Here is a 15,286-nt window from a genome sequence, read left to right as displayed (position 1 = left end):
GAGTAACACTGCCTCGGGAGTGGGTCGTCGCCAGACACAGACCGTGCCACTGGCGACCGAAAGACAGCGAGTAGAGTTGTGGTGGCAGCTGAGTCCATCCGATGCCCGGACATCGGGCAACACGGGAGCCGTATGCCGTGCGATTCGAAAACCGAACCGCACACCGGACTCATTTTTCGGCTGAGAGTAAATTTATTGATACAGAGGGCGAACGGACCACTATGATGGGACGGCAGTCCACAGACCGGCGATCGAGCGGCCAGACGACGGAACCAAAGCCACACCGACTCCCGTTCGGAGGAGGCCAATGACTGACGCCCGTCGCGTCAGAGATCGACTCGTCGACGGCGGCGTCATCGCCGTCCTCCGTGGTGTCGACGAGGACGATATCGTCCCGGTCGCGCGGGCGATTCATGCGGGGGGCGTCGACGCCCTCGAGGTGACGGCCGACGGGAAGCGTGCGAGCGAGAAGATCGCAGCTATCGACAGAGAACTCGCCGATACGGACGCCATCGTCGGCGCTGGGACAGTCCTCGACGCCGCAACTGCACAGTCGGTGATCGACGCGGGCGCGGCGTTCGTCGTTTCGCCACACACCGACGCCGACATCGTCCGCACCTGTAACCGACACGGCGTGCTCTGTGCGGCGGGCGTTATGACGCCAACGGAGGCCGTGACCGCGATGGATGCCGGTGCGGACGTGCTCAAACTGTTCCCTGCCTCGTCGATGGGACCGGGCCACATCGGCGCACTTCGAGGGCCACTCGGTGACGTCGACGTTATTCCAACGGGAGGCATCTCGCGTGAGAACGCCGCTGACTACCTCGAGGCCGGTGCCGTCGCCGTCGGCGCAGGTGGTGCGATCGTCGACGACGACGCCATCGCTGCCGGTGATATGGACCGCGTTCGGGAGACGGCCGCTGCGTTCGTCGACGCGATCGACAGCGCTCGAGGCGAGTGATCGACGGGCGACTCGAGTCGCGTCAGGCGTGTCCACCCGTTCTCGGATAAGTCAGAAACTCAAAATGTACTCGCGATAGTGCGCTGTCGTTCATGAACTGTCGACGGACGACAGGCTGGACACTCGATTGGGTACTCACTCGTCTGACGGTGGACAACCCGGCAGCGGGCGTGCTAGCTCGTGAGCAGTGGCCGTGGCCTCCCGTGAGAGAGTCGCTTTCGGCGGTCGACTTTCGCCTGCGCGCTCGCACGCTCGTTCGATTCACTACGCCACTCGCACAGTTTTCCCGAGGAAGACACGGCTTGTGTGGCCTTCACACGCCTGTTCGCTCGAACAGGTGCTGGATCATATTCGTCTCCGGAGAGGTACTGCCGATAGCGCAGCACTATTCAAATGTTTACTACGAATAGGGTAAATCTTTTATCGGCTGGAGATGTAGATCGAGATATGAAAGCGATCGCTGTCGAACCCGGGGCCGGGGAACCCGTCCTCGTCGACAAACCCCGTCCCGAACCGAACCCCGGCGAAGCGCTCGTTCGCACGCTTCGCGTCGGTGTCGATGGGACCGACCACGAAGTCATCGCGGGCCACCACGGCCAGCCACCGGACGGCGAGGATCGACTCGTGCTCGGCCACGAAGCCGTCGGCGTCGTCGAAGAGTCGAACGGCACCGACCTCGAGGACGGCGAGTTCGTCGTCCCGACGGTTCGGCGTGAGCCGAATGGAACGAACGAGTACTTCGAGCGTGGCGAGCCCGACATGGCACCCGACGGCCAGTACGCTGAACGGGGTATCGTCGGCGCACACGGGTTCATGGCGGAGTATTTCACCAGCCCGGCGGAGTATCTCGTGCCGATTCCCGAACGACTCGCCTCGCTCGGCTTTTTAGTCGAGCCGATCAGTATCACCGAAAAAGCCGTCGAACACGCCGTTGCCTCCCGTTCCGCGTTCGAGTGGGAACCCGAGTCGGCGCTCGTCCTTGGGAACGGCTCGCTCGGGCTGATTACGCTCGCGATGTTCGAGACGGTGCTCGACATCGACCGTACCTACTGTCTCGGCCGCCGTGACCGCCCACATCCAACGATCGACCTCATCGAGGACCTCGGCTCGACGTACGTCGACTCCCGCGAAACGCCGGTGCCGGAGATTCCGTCCGTGCATGAACCCGCGGACCTCGTCTACGAGGCGACCGGCCACGCCAAACACGCTTTCGAGACGGTCGACGCGCTCGCACCGAACGGCGTCGGCGTGTTGCTCGGCGTCCCCGAACCGTGGGAGTTCGACGTCGACGGCGGGCGACTCCACCGCGAACTCGTCCTTCACAACAAGGCGCTGCTTGGGACCGTCAACTCCCATCGCGGCCACTTCGAATCCGCAGTCGACACTCTCTCACAGCTCCCCGAGTCGTTCACCGACGACCTCGTCACTGGAGTCTACGGACTCGAGGAGTTCGAGGCCGCGTTCGAAACGGGCGACGATGTTATAAAGACGGCCGTGGAACTCGGCAGCGCATAGGGCCGAGACAATCAGAAATTACTACTACATTCAGAGTTATCATTCAAACATGGGTGTCGATTACACGCAACTACACGATCCGAACGCGGAGTATACGATGCGAGACCTCTCCGCGGAGACGATGAACGTCACGCGCGAGCGCGGGGGCGGGCGCGACATCGAGATCACCGACGTCCAGACGACGATGGTCGACGGGAACTTCCCGTGGACACTCGTCCGAATCTACACGGACGCCGGCATCGTCGGCACCGGCGAGGCCTACTGGGGCGCAGGCGCGCCCGAACTGATCGAACGAATGACGCCGTTCCTGCAGGGCGAGAACCCGCTGGATATCGACCGCCTGACGGAGCATCTCGTACAGAAGATGTCCGGCGAGGGATCGATCGGCGGCGTCACCGTCACCGCGATCTCGGGCATCGAAGTCGCGCTCCACGATCTGGCGGGCAAGATCCTCGAGGTCCCGGCGTACCAACTGCTCGGCGGCAAGTATCGTGACGAGGTCCGGGTCTACTGTGACTGTCACACCGAAGACGAAGCCGACCCGATCGCGTGTGCCGACGAAGCCGAACGGGTCGTCGACGACCTCGGCTACGACGCGCTGAAATTCGATCTCGACGTCCCGTCGGGCCACGAGAAAGATCGCGCGAACCGCCACCTCCGAGCGCCGGAAATCGAGCACAAAGCCAGCATCGTCGAGGCGATCACCGAACGCGTCGGCTCACGGGCCGACGTCGCCTTCGACTGTCACTGGACGTTCTCCGGCGGCAGCGCCAAGCGGCTCGCAAAACGCCTCGAGGAGTACGACGTCTGGTGGCTCGAAGACCCCGTCCCGCCGGAGAATCACGACGTCCAGCGGGCGGTCACCCAGTCGACGACGACGCCGATCACCGTCGGCGAGAACGTCTATCGCAAACACGGCCAGCGTCGCCTGCTCGAGGAACAGGCCGTCGACATCATTGCCCCCGACATGCCGAAAGTCGGCGGCATGCGCGAGACCCGCAAGATCGCCGACCTCGCGGATATGTACTACGTCCCTGTCGCGATGCACAACGTCGCCTCGCCGGTTGCGACGATGGCCAGTGCCCACGTCGGCGCGGCGATTTCGAACTCACTTGCCGTCGAGTACCACTCCTACGAACTCGGTTGGTGGGAAGATCTGGTCGAGGAAGACGTCATCGAGGACGGCTACATCGAAATCCCCGAGAAACCGGGGCTGGGTGTCTCCCTCGACATGGACGCTGTCGAAGAACACATGATCGACGGCGAGGAGCTGTTTGACTGAGCGAAGCGAAGTCAAGCCAGCAAATCTTCGATTTGCGCTGTTCGACGAAGCGTAGCTTGGGTCCCGGCCGTCGGTTACGGCTCCGGTGAATCGCCGCGGCGAAACAGCGTTTCGACGTTTGCGGGATTGAAATCCGCCGGCGTGACCTCGCCATCGCACTCGAGCGCACGCGTCAGGTACGTGGCACTGTTTATCACTCCGAGGTGGGAGAACGCCTGTGGGAAGTTCCCCAGCAACTGGCCGGTTTCGGGATCGACCTTTTCGGAGTACAGGCCGAGCGGTGTCGCGTACTCGAGCAGATGCTCGAAGTACTCCCGGGCGCGATCCAGACGGTTCGAGAGGACGAGCGCGTCGATCAGCCAGAACGAACACAGGAAAAACGCCTTCTTTTCGTCCCGGCGGATATCGCTGTCGACGAAGCGAACGACGAGTCCGTCGTCGGTCGTCAACTGCTCGAGAACGGTGTCGATCGTCGCCTGTACGCGGTCGTCTTCGGGCGGGAGGAACTCGTAGATCGGTATCAAGAGGGCCGTCGCGTCGATCGTCGTGTCGGTCTCGAAGTGCTGGACGAAGCTGTTTGCGTTCTCGCTGAATCCGCGGTCCTCGATGGCCTCGCGGAGGGCGGTACGGTTCTCGCGCCACTCCTCGAGAGGTGCCTCGAAGTCGTTTTCGGTTGCGAGTGCGATTCCCCGATCGAGTGCGACCCAGCACAACAGTTTCGAGTGAAGGAAGTGCCGCCGTTCGTCTCGAAACTCCCAGATACCGGCATCACGCTCGTCCCAGTGTCGACAGACGTAGCTGACGATGTCACAGATCGCATTCCAGTCGTCGCTGTCGAGTGGAATGTCTTCGTCGAACTGGATCGTCTCGTAGATCGCCTGCACGATCGTCCCGTATGCGTCGAGTTGCCGCTGTGGGGCGGCTCCGTTTCCGATCCGGACGGGTCCCGTATCGCGATAGCCCGAGAGATGCTCAAGCGTGTGCTCCTCGATGGCTGTCTCGCCGTGGAGACCGTACAGCGGCTGAATCTCCGCTGGATCGCGTCGAGCGATGTCCGCAAACCAGTTGAAGTAGTCGCGGGCCTCCTGTCGGTGACCCGTATCGTGTAACGCCTGTACGGTGAACTTCGCGTCACGAATCCAGTTGTATCGGTAGTCCCAGGTCCGTGGCTCGCCGATCGCTTCGGGGATCGAGGTCGTCGCGGCGGCTGGAATCGCTCCCGTCTCGTGGTGGATCAGCAGTTTCAACAGCAGCTCCGAGCGGACGACCATCTCGTGCCAGCGCTCGGGCATCGGCGCTGGGACCTCATCACGGGAGCCGAGCCACTCGCGCCAGTATCGTTTCGTCTCGTCGAGCGTGGCTTGTCGATCAACCGACGCCATTGGCTCTCGGCCACCGTACTGGACACCAACCCAGCACCGCTCGCCCGCCGTGAGCGACACCGTTCCCGTCGCCGACGATTCCGTCTCATCGATTGCGAACTCGAGGTCACCGATCAAGTGAAGCTGCTCGCTGCCAGTATCGGCCTCCCTGTCCGTGGCTTCGGCCCTGTCGTCGCCCGCTGGCTCATCACTGCTCGTGGCGCGGACACCGTCGGCCGTCGGCTCCAGCGTCGCCTCTCTGCGGGCGTAGTCGAACCGCGGTTCGAACTCGAGTCGTAATTCGATCGATCCCCGATCGCACTCGAGACGACGGTAGATCGCCTGCTGAAAGCGCTCATCGCTTGGCATTCCACCGGCTCGAATCGGCATGAAGTCGGTTACGGTCGCCTGTCCGCGCTCGGTTTCGAACGTCGTCTCGAGAACGTTCGTTCGATCGGCATAGCAGTGATTCGACTCGTGGTCGGCGGTCGGGTACACGGCGAACTGACCGCCCTGATCGGCGTCGAGAATCCGAGCGAAGACGCTCGGCGACTCGAGATGTGGAAAACAACACCAGTCGATTGACCCCTGACGGCTGATGAGTGCACAGCGGTCGTCGTTGCCGATGATTCCGTAGTCACGAAGTGGTGGGTACTCCATCTGAGGGTAGTGCTGTAGGGAGACGGTCAGCGAGCGGTTCGGATACGTCACTCTCGCTCGCCAGCGTCAATAAGCGTCGGCCGGCAGCGGCCGGGGGTCGGTCCGACCGGCCGAGTGAGGTGGGCGTGCTGGTGAATGATTTATTGGGCTCCTCGAGGTGGCAACGGGCATGTCTCCAACTGAAGAGACCATCACTCGCCGGCGAGCGCTGCGTTTGGCTGCCGGGACCGTCACGGCGCTCGGTGCCAGTGGCTCCGCGTCCGCGCAGTCCCGTCTCCGGGCGACGACGGGTGACTCGAGTGGTGCGATTCAGGACGGTGTACCCGACACTGAACGCCTCTACGTCGATGTCTACGAGGAGACCATCGACGACGTCGTGCTCGTGAACGTCTTCGGGACCGACGAGGAGCAGGCCGGCGGGCTCGGCTCCGGGTTCGTCATCGACGACGAGCACGTCGTGACCAACCACCACGTCGTCGCCGGCGGAAGCGAAATCGAACTCCAGTTTCGTGACGAACAGTGGCGGACGGTTTCGGTCGTCGGGACGGATATCCACAGCGACCTCGCCGTGCTCGCCGTCGACGACATGCCCGACGGCCCTGGCGGCCTCGCGTTTGCCGACGGCGCGCCCGAAATCGGCGCGGAAGTGCTCGCGCTTGGCAACCCCCTCGGCCTCGACGCGTCGATTTCACAGGGCATCATCAGCGGCATCGACCGCTCACTCCCGAGTCCGACCGGGTTCTCGATCCCGGCGGCGATCCAGACCGACGCGCCGGTCAACCCCGGCAACAGCGGCGGCCCACTCGTCGACCTCGAGGGTGATGTCGTCGGCGTCGTCTTCGCCGGGGCGGGACAGGCCATCGGCTTTGCGATCTCCGGGTTACTCGCCGACCGCGTCGTCCCCGCACTGATCGAGGATGGCGCGTACGACCATCCCTACATGGGCGTCAGCGTCCTCCCCGTCGGACCGCTAATCGCCGACGCCAACGACCTCGAGCAGCCACGGGGCGTGCTGGTCACCGAGATCGCGCCGAACGCGCCCGCGGACGGGGTTCTCGAGCCGGCAGCCAGCATAACTACCGTCGACGGTGACGCCGTCCCCACCGACGGCGACGTGATCGTTGCGATCGGTGATCGGGAGATTCCCAACCAGAGCCAGCTCTCGTCGACGCTCGCCCTCGAAACGGCTCCCGGCGAGACCGTCACGATCGAGGTTATTCGCGACGGCGAGCGCCAGACGGTCGATCTCACCCTCGAGCCCCGGCCGGATGTCGATCTGCCCTGATCGATCCGGACGGCCGGCTCTCGATACTGGTGGGAAAGCAGTCTCGCACTCGAGTGCCAGCAGACACGAAAGACAGATAAAAGAAGCAGCGCTGTAACTAGACATATATGGACGTTCCGTACGACCTGACCTCGTACGTTCGGGTGTTGAAGATGGCGACGACACCCACGACTGAGGAGTTCCTTCAGGTGTCAAAAATCGCCGGCGCAGGAATCCTGCTCATCGGGCTGATCGGCTTCCTTATCGGAGTCGTAATGGTCTTCCTGACTGGTGGTTTCTGATGGGAATTTACGCAGTTAAGACCACGGCGAGCCAAGAGCGCACCGTCGCAGACATGATCATCAACCGCGAAGAGCCGGAGATTCACGCCGCGCTCGCACCCGATTCGCTGACCTCCTATGTGATGGTCGAAGCGGAGGACAACGCGGTTTTAAACCGTGTCCTCGAGGACATTCCCCACGCCCGGAGTATCGTGCCCGGCACCTCCGACATCTCGGAGGTCGAGCACTTTCTCTCGCCGAAGCCGGACGTCGAGGGAATCGCCGAAGGGGACATCGTCGAACTCATCGCTGGTCCGTTCAAAGGCGAGAAAGCCCAGGTCCAGCGCATCGACGAAGGCAAAGATCAGGTGACTGTCGAACTGTACGAGGCAACGGTTCCGATTCCCGTGACGGTTCGTGGGGACCAGATTCGCGTGCTCGATAGCGACGAACGGTAGTTCGTCGGACCATGCGAACGGGCGCAACACGCCCGTAAGCAGACAGTGACGAGCGCTAACGCGCTCGGCAAGCAGTCAGCGCGGCTCTGCCACGGTGAATACAGCGACGAACGGTCGTTCGTCGAGCCTTTTTCAGCCCCCGTTTGAGGGGTGACGCAACTGCCGTGTAGAGTGGGTGCGCCGTCGCGAGCGTCCCTATCGCTTCAGTTCGGTGGCGATCGCTTCCATATCCGCGACGTCGTCGATCGCCTCTAACAGCTCTTCCCGGTTGCGGACTTCTTCGGAGCTCGCGCCGTAGGCACGAACGTATTCGGCGCGGCTATGCTCGGTGAACGCGTGTCGAATCGCGAGATACCCGTCAGGAACGACCGTGCCACAGACTTGACACTCCTGTCGGGTGTGTTCCGTCGCTTGATGGACGATCGTCGACTCGGCGTCTTCGAACACCGCTCCACAGCCGTCGATTCCGCATTCCCAGGCCATTCACTCTCACTGAACTGTTCGAGTGGCGTGCCTAATGATCCTTTCGCAGCCATTCGTCTTGTGCCGTCGTGGTCGTCGTGTCGGGCTGGCGCGCTGCTGGGACTCGAGCGCCCCAAATCGACGTGGTTCGGCCACTCGTGTCGAACACAGCGCCAGCGGCCGACCGATCGATTCATAGTGCGTGTTGTCATCACACATAACTACGTGAACTATCATGTCGAGTGATCCAGCGACCACCGAGCAGTTCGAGTCAGTGACAGTCAGCCGCGACGGCTACGTCGGACAGATCACCCTCGATCGGCCCGAGGCGATGAACACGTTCAGCACGAGGCTCGCACGGGACCTCGACGACGCGTTACACGCATTCGAGGCGGATTCCGAGGTTCGGGCGATCGTCATCGATGGGGCCGGGAAGACGTTCTCGGCTGGGATCGACCTTTCCGAGCACGGCGACCACGAGACCGAAGCGGAGTACGAGGAGTGGGTCACCGTGATGGAAGCACCGTTCCAGACCGTAACCGAGATCGGAACGCCGGTGATCGCCGCGGCTCACGGCCATGCGGCCGCCAACGGGATCGGGCTGGTCGCCGCCTGTGATCTGGCCGTGGCCGCCGAGGGGACCCAGTTCGGGGCGACAGCGCCCAAGGTCGGCCTGTTCTGTATGGGTCCAGCTGTCCCACTGATGAACGCCCTCACCAGAAAGCGAACGCTCGAGTTGGTCCTGACCGGCGAACTGATCGACGCCGAGACGGCCCTCGAGTGGGGGCTGCTCAATCGTGTCGCCCCGGACGGCGAGCACCGTGTGGCCGCCCTCGAACTCGCCGAGACGATCGCACGCAAGAGCCCAACGGCGGTTCAGATGGGTAAACGAGCGGTTTATGAGATGTTCGACCGAGAGTACGACGACGCCCTCGAGTACTCCAACGAACGCTTCGGGGCGCTCTGTACGACGGCGGCTGCACGCGATGGAATCGAGGCGTTTCTCGCGGGTGAGCCACTCGAGGCCGACGAGTGGCCCGGCGAGTGAGACGGTTTCCTGTCGTCACTGACCGGCGATCCCCGACCCGTGCAGGCGATCGGCGGGACATAGTGACAGCAATCCGTATGAGCGCCCACCGACATGTTGCATGCGTGACCGAGAATCAGAATTCATAACTCAACTGTCCGAAAAGGGGCACCCGTGAGCGACGGTATAGCAGCGGAGACCCGAGTCGACTGTCACGTGAAGGTGCTCAACGATGCGGTCGTCGAGCGAGCCCGTGCGATCGGACTCGACATCATCATCTACGCACCACATTTCACTCGACTCCCGGAGATCCGACGGGAAGCAGCCAGCTATTCGACCGATGACTTGCTGGTCGTTCCCGCCCGGGAGGTGTTCACCGGCTCGTGGCGAAACCGCAAACACGTCCTCGCGGTCGGCCTCGAGGAGCCGGTGCCGGATTTCATTCCGCTCGAGGCGGCGATGGACGAGTTCGAACGACAGGGTGCTGCGGTGCTCGCGCCCCATCCCGAATTCGCCACCGTCAGTCTTGATGAGGGTGATTTGCGACAGTATATGAACGTCATCGACGCCATCGAAATCTTCAATCCGAAACACTTCCCGTCGCACAATCGCCGGGCCCGCGAACTCGCCGCCGAACTGGCGTACCCACCATTTACCTCGTCGTACGCCCATCTCCCGCGTTCCGTCGGGGTCGCCCATACTGTCCTCGAGCGGGCAATTGAGACCGAAGGCGACCTCGTTACGGCCCTCGAGGACGGCATTGCTCGCCGAATCGTCTACAACAACGGCGCCAGTCGGTGGCGAACGACGGCCTGCGAACTCGCCCACCTCTGTTATGAGAACACTTGGGAGAAAGTCGACCGACTCTTCCTGTCGGGCACCGAGCCGACACATCCGGACCATATCGCCTACGACGGTCGGTTCGACGACGTCTCCGTCTACTGATCCGCGTCGTTCTCACCGCTGTGTTGGCTCGCGTGTTCCGCCTCGAGTGCGTCCGCGATTCGCTCGAGTTGGATTCCAACGTAACAGAGCGCCTGCGTCTGCATGATCGCTGGATCGTTACTCCACTCGTTGGCGATGTACGCTGCCTGTCTGCCTGCCCGATCGAGGCTGTTGTTGGCGTCTGGCATACGATGCCCTTCATCGGCGATCGATGAAACCGTTCGGGTCGATGTACACGGGCTGTTGGCACGGTTACTCGAGCGTCGCGAGCGTCTCTGCGACCCGATCCCAGTGGCTGCCACGCCAGAAGTACTGGCCACAGTCCCGACAGCGCCGGATATCGACCTCGGCGGGGGTAGGTGCATACGCGGGCGTCGACGCCGTTCGATCGACGTCCTCGAGCGGGCCGTTACACCGACCACAGAACGCTGGCTCGGCTGCGAGCGTCAGCTCCACGCCCGCGGACGCGAGTTCGGCGAGTTGGTCCTTGACGTCGCGTGACTCGAGCAGGATCGACTCATCGGCACGAGAGGCGAGTTGGACGTCTCTCGTGATCAGCGTTCGATCCTCGGCTCGAGCCACCTCGAGGAGGTCGCCATCGGCCTCGAGGTCGCGGTCGCCGGCGTAGACGGTGTCGTGGTTGCACATCCGCAGATACGAGACCACGCCGCCACACATGACGTCGAGCAGGAGCTGCATTGGGGCTCAGTGCAAGAACGCGCGCAGGTCCTCGAGCGCCCACGTGTTGATCACGTCATCGGGTTCGGCCCAGCCGCGACGCGCGGTGTGGACGCCCCAGCGCATGTACTCGAGGGTCGATGGCTGGTGGGCGTCGGTGTTGACCGCGATCGGTGCCCCCTTCTCCAGAGCCGCCTGAACAGCGCTCCCCCAGAGATCGAGCCGCCGTGGATTGGCGTTGATCTCGAGGGCGGTGTCGTTGGCAGCGGCAGCTTCTCCGAGGGCAGTTGCGTCGAACTCGAGGCCCGAGCGTTCGTTGAGCAGTCGCCCGCTCGGGTGGCCCAGCACGTCGACCGCCGGGTTTTCGATGGCGCGGACGAGGCGCTCGGTCGCCGTCTTGGCGTCCTGATCGAGGCCGCTGTGTGGCGAGGCGACGACGACGTCCAGCGCGTCGATTACCTCGTCGGAAAGTCCGATCTCGCCGTCGGCGTCGACGTTGGCCTCGATACCCGCGAAGACGGCAATCTCGCTGTCGGCGTCGACTTCACGGACGATTTCGACCTGTTCCAGAATCTCGGCGTTCGAGAGCCCCATCCCGCCGACGATGCCGGGGCCCTCGGCGTGGTCGGCGACGCCGTAGTACTCATAGCCCATGTCTGCGGCCCCCTCGACCATCGCCTCGAGAGAGGTGTTGCCGTCGGACCACTCGGTGTGGGTGTGGAGGTCACCACGGATGTCCGTTCGCGTGAGCAGATCGGGCAACGCGTCGTTCTCGGCGGCGGCGATCTCCCCGCGATCCTCGCGCAACTCCGGCGGAATCCACGGCAGACCGAGCGCCTCGTACATCCCCGCTTCCGTGTCGCCCGCGACGCGGTCGCCGACGCGTAGCCCGGCATCGGGGTCGTCGATCTCACTGACGTCGAACGCGCCGTACTCGTTGAGCTTCATCCCACGATCGATCGCGTAGTTGCGAAGCCGGACGTTGTGGTCCTTGCTCCCCGTAAAGTACTGCAGCGCAGAGCCGAACTCCTCGGGGACGACGACCCGCAAGTCGACGCGAATCTCGCCGATTCGGACGCTCGCCTTCTCGGGACCGGATTCGATCTCGCCGTCGACCGACTCCCAGTCGACGAACGCCTCGACGACGTCCTCACCCGCATCCGTCGCCGCGAGCACGTCCACGTCGCCGATCGTCTCGCGCCACCGGCGGATCGAGCCCGCGACCTCACAGCGTTCGACGGCCTCGAGCCCCTCCAGAAACGCCAGCACGTCGTCTGCGAGGGGTCGCCCTTCGCCAAGCAGGTAGCGCTGGCCGATCTGGCGGGCGAACTCGAGGTTGTCCCGGATGTTCTGTTCGGTCTTCGGGCCGAAGCCCTTGATCTCCTGAACGTCGCCGGCCTCGGCGGCTGCCTCGAGGTCGTCTAAGCTCTCGACACCCAACTCGCGATACAGTTTGCCCGCGGTTTTGGGGCCGACGCCTTCGATGCGGGTGATGTCGGCGATGTCGATCGGCAATTCGGCGCGCAGCTCCTCGAGTTCCTCGATCGTCCCGGTCTCGACGTACTCGACGATTTTGGCCGAGATGGCGTCGCCGACGCCGTCGATCTCCTCGAGGACGGCCTCGTTGCCGCTCGCAACGGGATCGGCGATCGGGACGGGGTGGGCGCGGATGTTCTCGGCTGCCCGGCGGTAGGCGCGGGGTTTGTACTCGACGTCATCGGCCTCGAGCAAGTCGGCGAACTCCTCGAATCGGCCGGCGATCTCGGCGTTGGTCGCCATCAGCGCCCCCTCCGTGATGCGCCGTCGTCCTCGCGACCGAGTGCTTGCTGTAGGAACGACATCCAGCGTTTCGTATCGGCGGCCTGCTGGGCTTTCTGCTCGCGCTCGAGATTCGTCGGACCGAGGCTCTCTAAGGCGTTCAGTGCCCGATCGATCCCGATGATGCTGCCGGCGAGTTCCTCGCCTTCTTCGCGGGTGATATCGCCGTCTTCGATCAGTTCGATGCGGTCGTTTCGCTCGCGTCGCAAGTTCCGTTTGGCCTGCTCGACGCGGTCGCGTTCGCCGGCTGGCACCGTCTCGCGGCGTTTGATCTCGAAGACGAACGTTCGGAGATCGATATCTTCGCCCTGAACGGTGATCGTCTCGGGAATGTCCGCGCCGACGGTCGCACTCTCGCGTTCGACCCGCTCGAGCAGCTGCTTGCGCTCGTATGCTTGCACGTCCCGATATCCGGGTTGGGTGGGCAAAAATGTACAGTCCGGCGACTCGAGGCTGTCGTCGCGAGCGCACACTCACGAGACGGCCTGAACCCCAAATCCCTTAGCGGTGCCACACATACCCCCGGTCAATGGCCACGTGCGACGTCTGTGGGAAGGAAGAAAGCATGCCCTACAACTGTCGGCACTGCGGGGGGACCTACTGTTCGGAACACCGGCTCCCCGAAAACCACAGCTGTACGGGGCTGCAGAACTGGAACGATCCGCAGGGGGTGTTCGATAGCGGGTTCGACGACAGCGTCGGGAACAGTGGCAGCACGGCGCAGTCCTCGAGTCTGATGGACAAACTCCCGATCGATACCGGACCGGGCGGCCCGCTGGCGTACTTCCGCGGGAACATGACCTACACGTTCCTCGCGTTGATGTGGATCACGTTCCTGTTACAGCTGGTCGTGCAGGCTGTTTTCGGCGCCATGGCAATGCGGTCGCTGTTCGTCCTGACGCCACAGAATCCGGAGTACGTCTGGACATGGGTCACGTCAATCTTCGCCCACGGCGGCTTTCTGCACATCGTCTTTAACAGCATCGTGATCTTCTTCTTCGGCCCGCTCGTCGAGCGCTACGTCGGCTCGAAGAAGTTCGCGGTGTTGTTCATCGTCAGCGGTGTGGTCGCTGGTCTCAGCCAGATCGGGATTCAGATGTATCAGGGCGTTCCTCCGGGGATGGGAGGCGTCGTCGGGGCGAGTGGCGCTGCACTCGCGATTATGGGTGTGATCACGGTTTTGAACCCGAGCCTGACGGTTTATCTCTACTTCGTCCTCCCCGTGCCGATCTGGGTGCTGACGGCGGGAACAGCGCTCATCAGCGTCGTCTTCATCGGCACCGGCGGCGGTGGCGACATCGCCCACATGGCCCACCTTGTCGGGCTGGTGATCGGACTCAGCTACGGTGAGTACGTCAAACGGACCCAGAACGTCCGCGCGCCGAGTCAGTTCCAACTCGGCGGCGGTCCGGGTGGGCCCGGCGGACCTGGCGGTCCCGGTGGCCCGGGCGGTCGCCGTCGATTCTAAGTCCTCGTTTGGAACCCCGACACTGATTTTCGCCCGCCGTCAATCCTCGAGCAGCTATGGCCCCACCCCGGCCCGACCTCGCACCCGACTCCGGACTCGAGCGCGCGGAGATGGAAGCCCTCCAGCGTGAAATCGCGGACGCCGCCGTCTTCGAAGACGAGTTCCGGTTCGATCCGTCGACGCTCGGCGATCCGCTCGCGGCGGCCTCGAGTCCCGACGAGACCCCGATCGTCGCTGGCGTCGATCAGTCGTTTCTCACGAACACCGACGGCGAGCAGGACCGCGCGCTTTCCGCCGTCGTCGCCATGCAAGGCGGCGAGGTGCTCGAACGTGTCCACGCCGTGACGCCACTCGAGATTCCCTACATTCCGGGCCTGCTCGCGTTCCGCGAGGGTGGGCCGATCCTCGAGGCGCTCGAGGCCCTCTCCGTCGAGCCCGATCTGTTTCTCTTCGACGGCAGCGGGCGCATCCACTTCCGACAGGCCGGTATCGCGACGCACATCGGTGTCGTCCGCGACGTGCCCGCTATCGGCGTCGCCAAGAGCTTGCTCTGTGGGTCGCCACAGGACGACCTCGAGAACCTCGAAGCGGGGACTCGCGTGCCAATCGAGGCTAACGCGCGGGTCGATGCGCCCGATGGCACCCTCCTTGGATATGCCGTCCAGACGCGCCAGTACGAGTCGTCGAATCGGTACATCAACCCACTGTACGTCAGCCCCGGCCATCGCGTCGGGCCGGACACCGCGGCCGACATCGTCCTCGCCCTTTCTGACTCATACAAGCTCCCCGAACCCGTCCGGCTGGCTGACAGCTACGCCGGCGAGGCGAAACGCGGCCTCGAGGAGTGATGATCAGCCGTGTGCAACAGTGACCCAACCAACCGCCCGCGGGGGTGGGAGTGAAAGGGGCCGGGCCAGTCGGCGACGCACGACGACGCAAGCACGCGAACGGAGTGAGCGCGCAGCGAGGCGCGCGAGCCGACTGGCTCGGGGGCTTTCGGGCTGGTCGTCCCAACACTGGCTCAAGGCTTTCTCGGGAAACGAGACTCACGCCAATTGGACCGTCCGATGAGCGCGACAAACCGTCGATACTTAGGTATCGTCTCT

General features: G+C 63.6%; 16 protein-coding genes. 10 read left to right on the top strand and 6 right to left on the bottom strand.

Translation table 11 applies throughout. The features are described from left to right. The first annotated feature begins 307 nt into the window (after positions 1–307). From C495_RS02835 to C495_RS02825, 3 genes are all read left to right on the top strand, one after another. Positions 308–961: a bifunctional 4-hydroxy-2-oxoglutarate aldolase/2-dehydro-3-deoxy-phosphogluconate aldolase gene (locus C495_RS02835; protein WP_008159812.1), complete on the top strand. Its 654-nt coding sequence runs from the start codon at positions 308–310 to the stop codon at positions 959–961. Between the two features lie 447 nt (positions 962–1,408). Continuing rightward, complete coding sequence (locus C495_RS02830; protein ID WP_008159811.1) at positions 1,409–2,476, top strand: glucose 1-dehydrogenase; 1,068 nt, start codon at positions 1,409–1,411, stop codon at positions 2,474–2,476. A 49-nt stretch (positions 2,477–2,525) separates the two neighbouring features. Continuing rightward, entirely contained in the window at positions 2,526–3,758 is a 1,233-nt protein-coding gene (locus C495_RS02825; protein ID WP_008159810.1) for a mandelate racemase/muconate lactonizing enzyme family protein, read from the top strand. A 74-nt stretch (positions 3,759–3,832) separates the two neighbouring features. On the opposite strand, the gene C495_RS02820 is transcribed toward C495_RS02825, so the two are convergent. Then, positions 3,833–5,779, bottom strand: coding sequence for a glycoside hydrolase family 15 protein (locus C495_RS02820; protein WP_008159809.1), 1,947 nt, complete (start codon positions 5,777–5,779; stop codon positions 3,833–3,835). A gap of 169 nt (positions 5,780–5,948) precedes the next feature. Here C495_RS02820 and C495_RS02815 point away from each other — a divergent pair, with 169 nt between their 5' ends. From C495_RS02815 to C495_RS02805, 3 genes are all read left to right on the top strand, one after another. Beyond that, a complete protein-coding gene (locus C495_RS02815; RefSeq protein ID WP_008159808.1) occupies positions 5,949–7,064 on the top strand; it encodes a S1C family serine protease in 1,116 nt (371 codons plus the stop codon). Between the two features lie 107 nt (positions 7,065–7,171). After that, positions 7,172–7,345, top strand: coding sequence for a protein translocase SEC61 complex subunit gamma (locus C495_RS02810; RefSeq protein ID WP_008159807.1), 174 nt, complete (start codon positions 7,172–7,174; stop codon positions 7,343–7,345). After that, complete coding sequence (locus tag C495_RS02805) at positions 7,345–7,782, top strand: transcription elongation factor Spt5 (RefSeq protein ID WP_008159804.1); 438 nt, start codon at positions 7,345–7,347, stop codon at positions 7,780–7,782. The genes C495_RS02810 and C495_RS02805 overlap by 1 nt, the downstream gene beginning before the upstream one ends. Before the next feature lie 195 nt (positions 7,783–7,977). Here the strand turns inward: C495_RS02805 and C495_RS02800 are convergent, their stop codons facing one another. After that, the gene (locus C495_RS02800) at positions 7,978–8,265 is read right to left on the bottom strand and encodes a DUF7565 family protein (protein ID WP_008159802.1); all 288 of its coding nucleotides are present in this window, start codon (positions 8,263–8,265) and stop codon (positions 7,978–7,980) included. 214 nt (positions 8,266–8,479) lie between these two features. Between C495_RS02800 and C495_RS02795 the strand changes: the two genes are divergently transcribed. Together C495_RS02795 and C495_RS02790 are read left to right on the top strand one after the other, a co-directional pair. Further along, complete coding sequence (locus tag C495_RS02795) at positions 8,480–9,292, top strand: enoyl-CoA hydratase/isomerase family protein (RefSeq protein ID WP_008159800.1); 813 nt, start codon at positions 8,480–8,482, stop codon at positions 9,290–9,292. Between the two features lie 153 nt (positions 9,293–9,445). Then, complete coding sequence (locus C495_RS02790) at positions 9,446–10,216, top strand: PHP domain-containing protein (protein ID WP_049890107.1); 771 nt, start codon at positions 9,446–9,448, stop codon at positions 10,214–10,216. Here C495_RS02790 and C495_RS02785 read toward each other — a convergent pair. From C495_RS02785 to C495_RS02770, 4 genes are all read right to left on the bottom strand, one after another. After that, positions 10,210–10,404 carry a hypothetical protein gene (locus C495_RS02785; RefSeq protein ID WP_008159796.1) on the bottom strand — a complete coding sequence of 65 codons (195 nt, stop codon included), beginning with the start codon at positions 10,402–10,404 and terminating at the stop codon, positions 10,210–10,212. The genes C495_RS02790 and C495_RS02785 overlap by 7 nt on opposite strands. A 64-nt stretch (positions 10,405–10,468) precedes the next feature. Next, positions 10,469–10,915 (bottom strand): Mut7-C RNAse domain-containing protein, encoded by a 447-nt coding sequence (locus tag C495_RS02780; protein WP_008159794.1) that lies wholly within the window; start codon positions 10,913–10,915, stop codon positions 10,469–10,471. A 6-nt stretch (positions 10,916–10,921) separates the two neighbouring features. After that, a complete protein-coding gene (polX, locus tag C495_RS02775) occupies positions 10,922–12,673 on the bottom strand; it encodes a DNA polymerase/3'-5' exonuclease PolX (protein ID WP_008159791.1) in 1,752 nt (583 codons plus the stop codon). Further along, positions 12,673–13,113 carry a DUF5788 family protein gene (locus tag C495_RS02770; protein ID WP_008159789.1) on the bottom strand — a complete coding sequence of 147 codons (441 nt, stop codon included), beginning with the start codon at positions 13,111–13,113 and terminating at the stop codon, positions 12,673–12,675. Before C495_RS02770 ends, polX begins: the two co-directional genes overlap by 1 nt. A 128-nt stretch (positions 13,114–13,241) precedes the next feature. Here C495_RS02770 and C495_RS02765 point away from each other — a divergent pair, with 128 nt between their 5' ends. Together C495_RS02765 and C495_RS02760 are read left to right on the top strand one after the other, a co-directional pair. Then, on the top strand, positions 13,242–14,180 hold the full coding sequence (locus C495_RS02765) for a rhomboid family intramembrane serine protease (RefSeq protein ID WP_008159787.1): 939 nt from the start codon (positions 13,242–13,244) through the stop codon (positions 14,178–14,180). A 56-nt stretch (positions 14,181–14,236) separates the two neighbouring features. Continuing rightward, positions 14,237–15,028, top strand: coding sequence for an endonuclease V (locus C495_RS02760; protein ID WP_008159786.1), 792 nt, complete (start codon positions 14,237–14,239; stop codon positions 15,026–15,028). Positions 15,029–15,286: the final 258 nt, after the last annotated feature.

The sequence above is a fragment of the Natronorubrum sulfidifaciens JCM 14089 genome, assembly GCF_000337735.1.
Taxonomy (GTDB): Archaea; Halobacteriota; Halobacteria; order Halobacteriales; family Natrialbaceae; genus Natronorubrum; species Natronorubrum sulfidifaciens.
The sequence above is the reverse complement of the archived record's forward strand: the minus strand, read 5'-3'. Positions and strand labels throughout refer to the sequence as shown.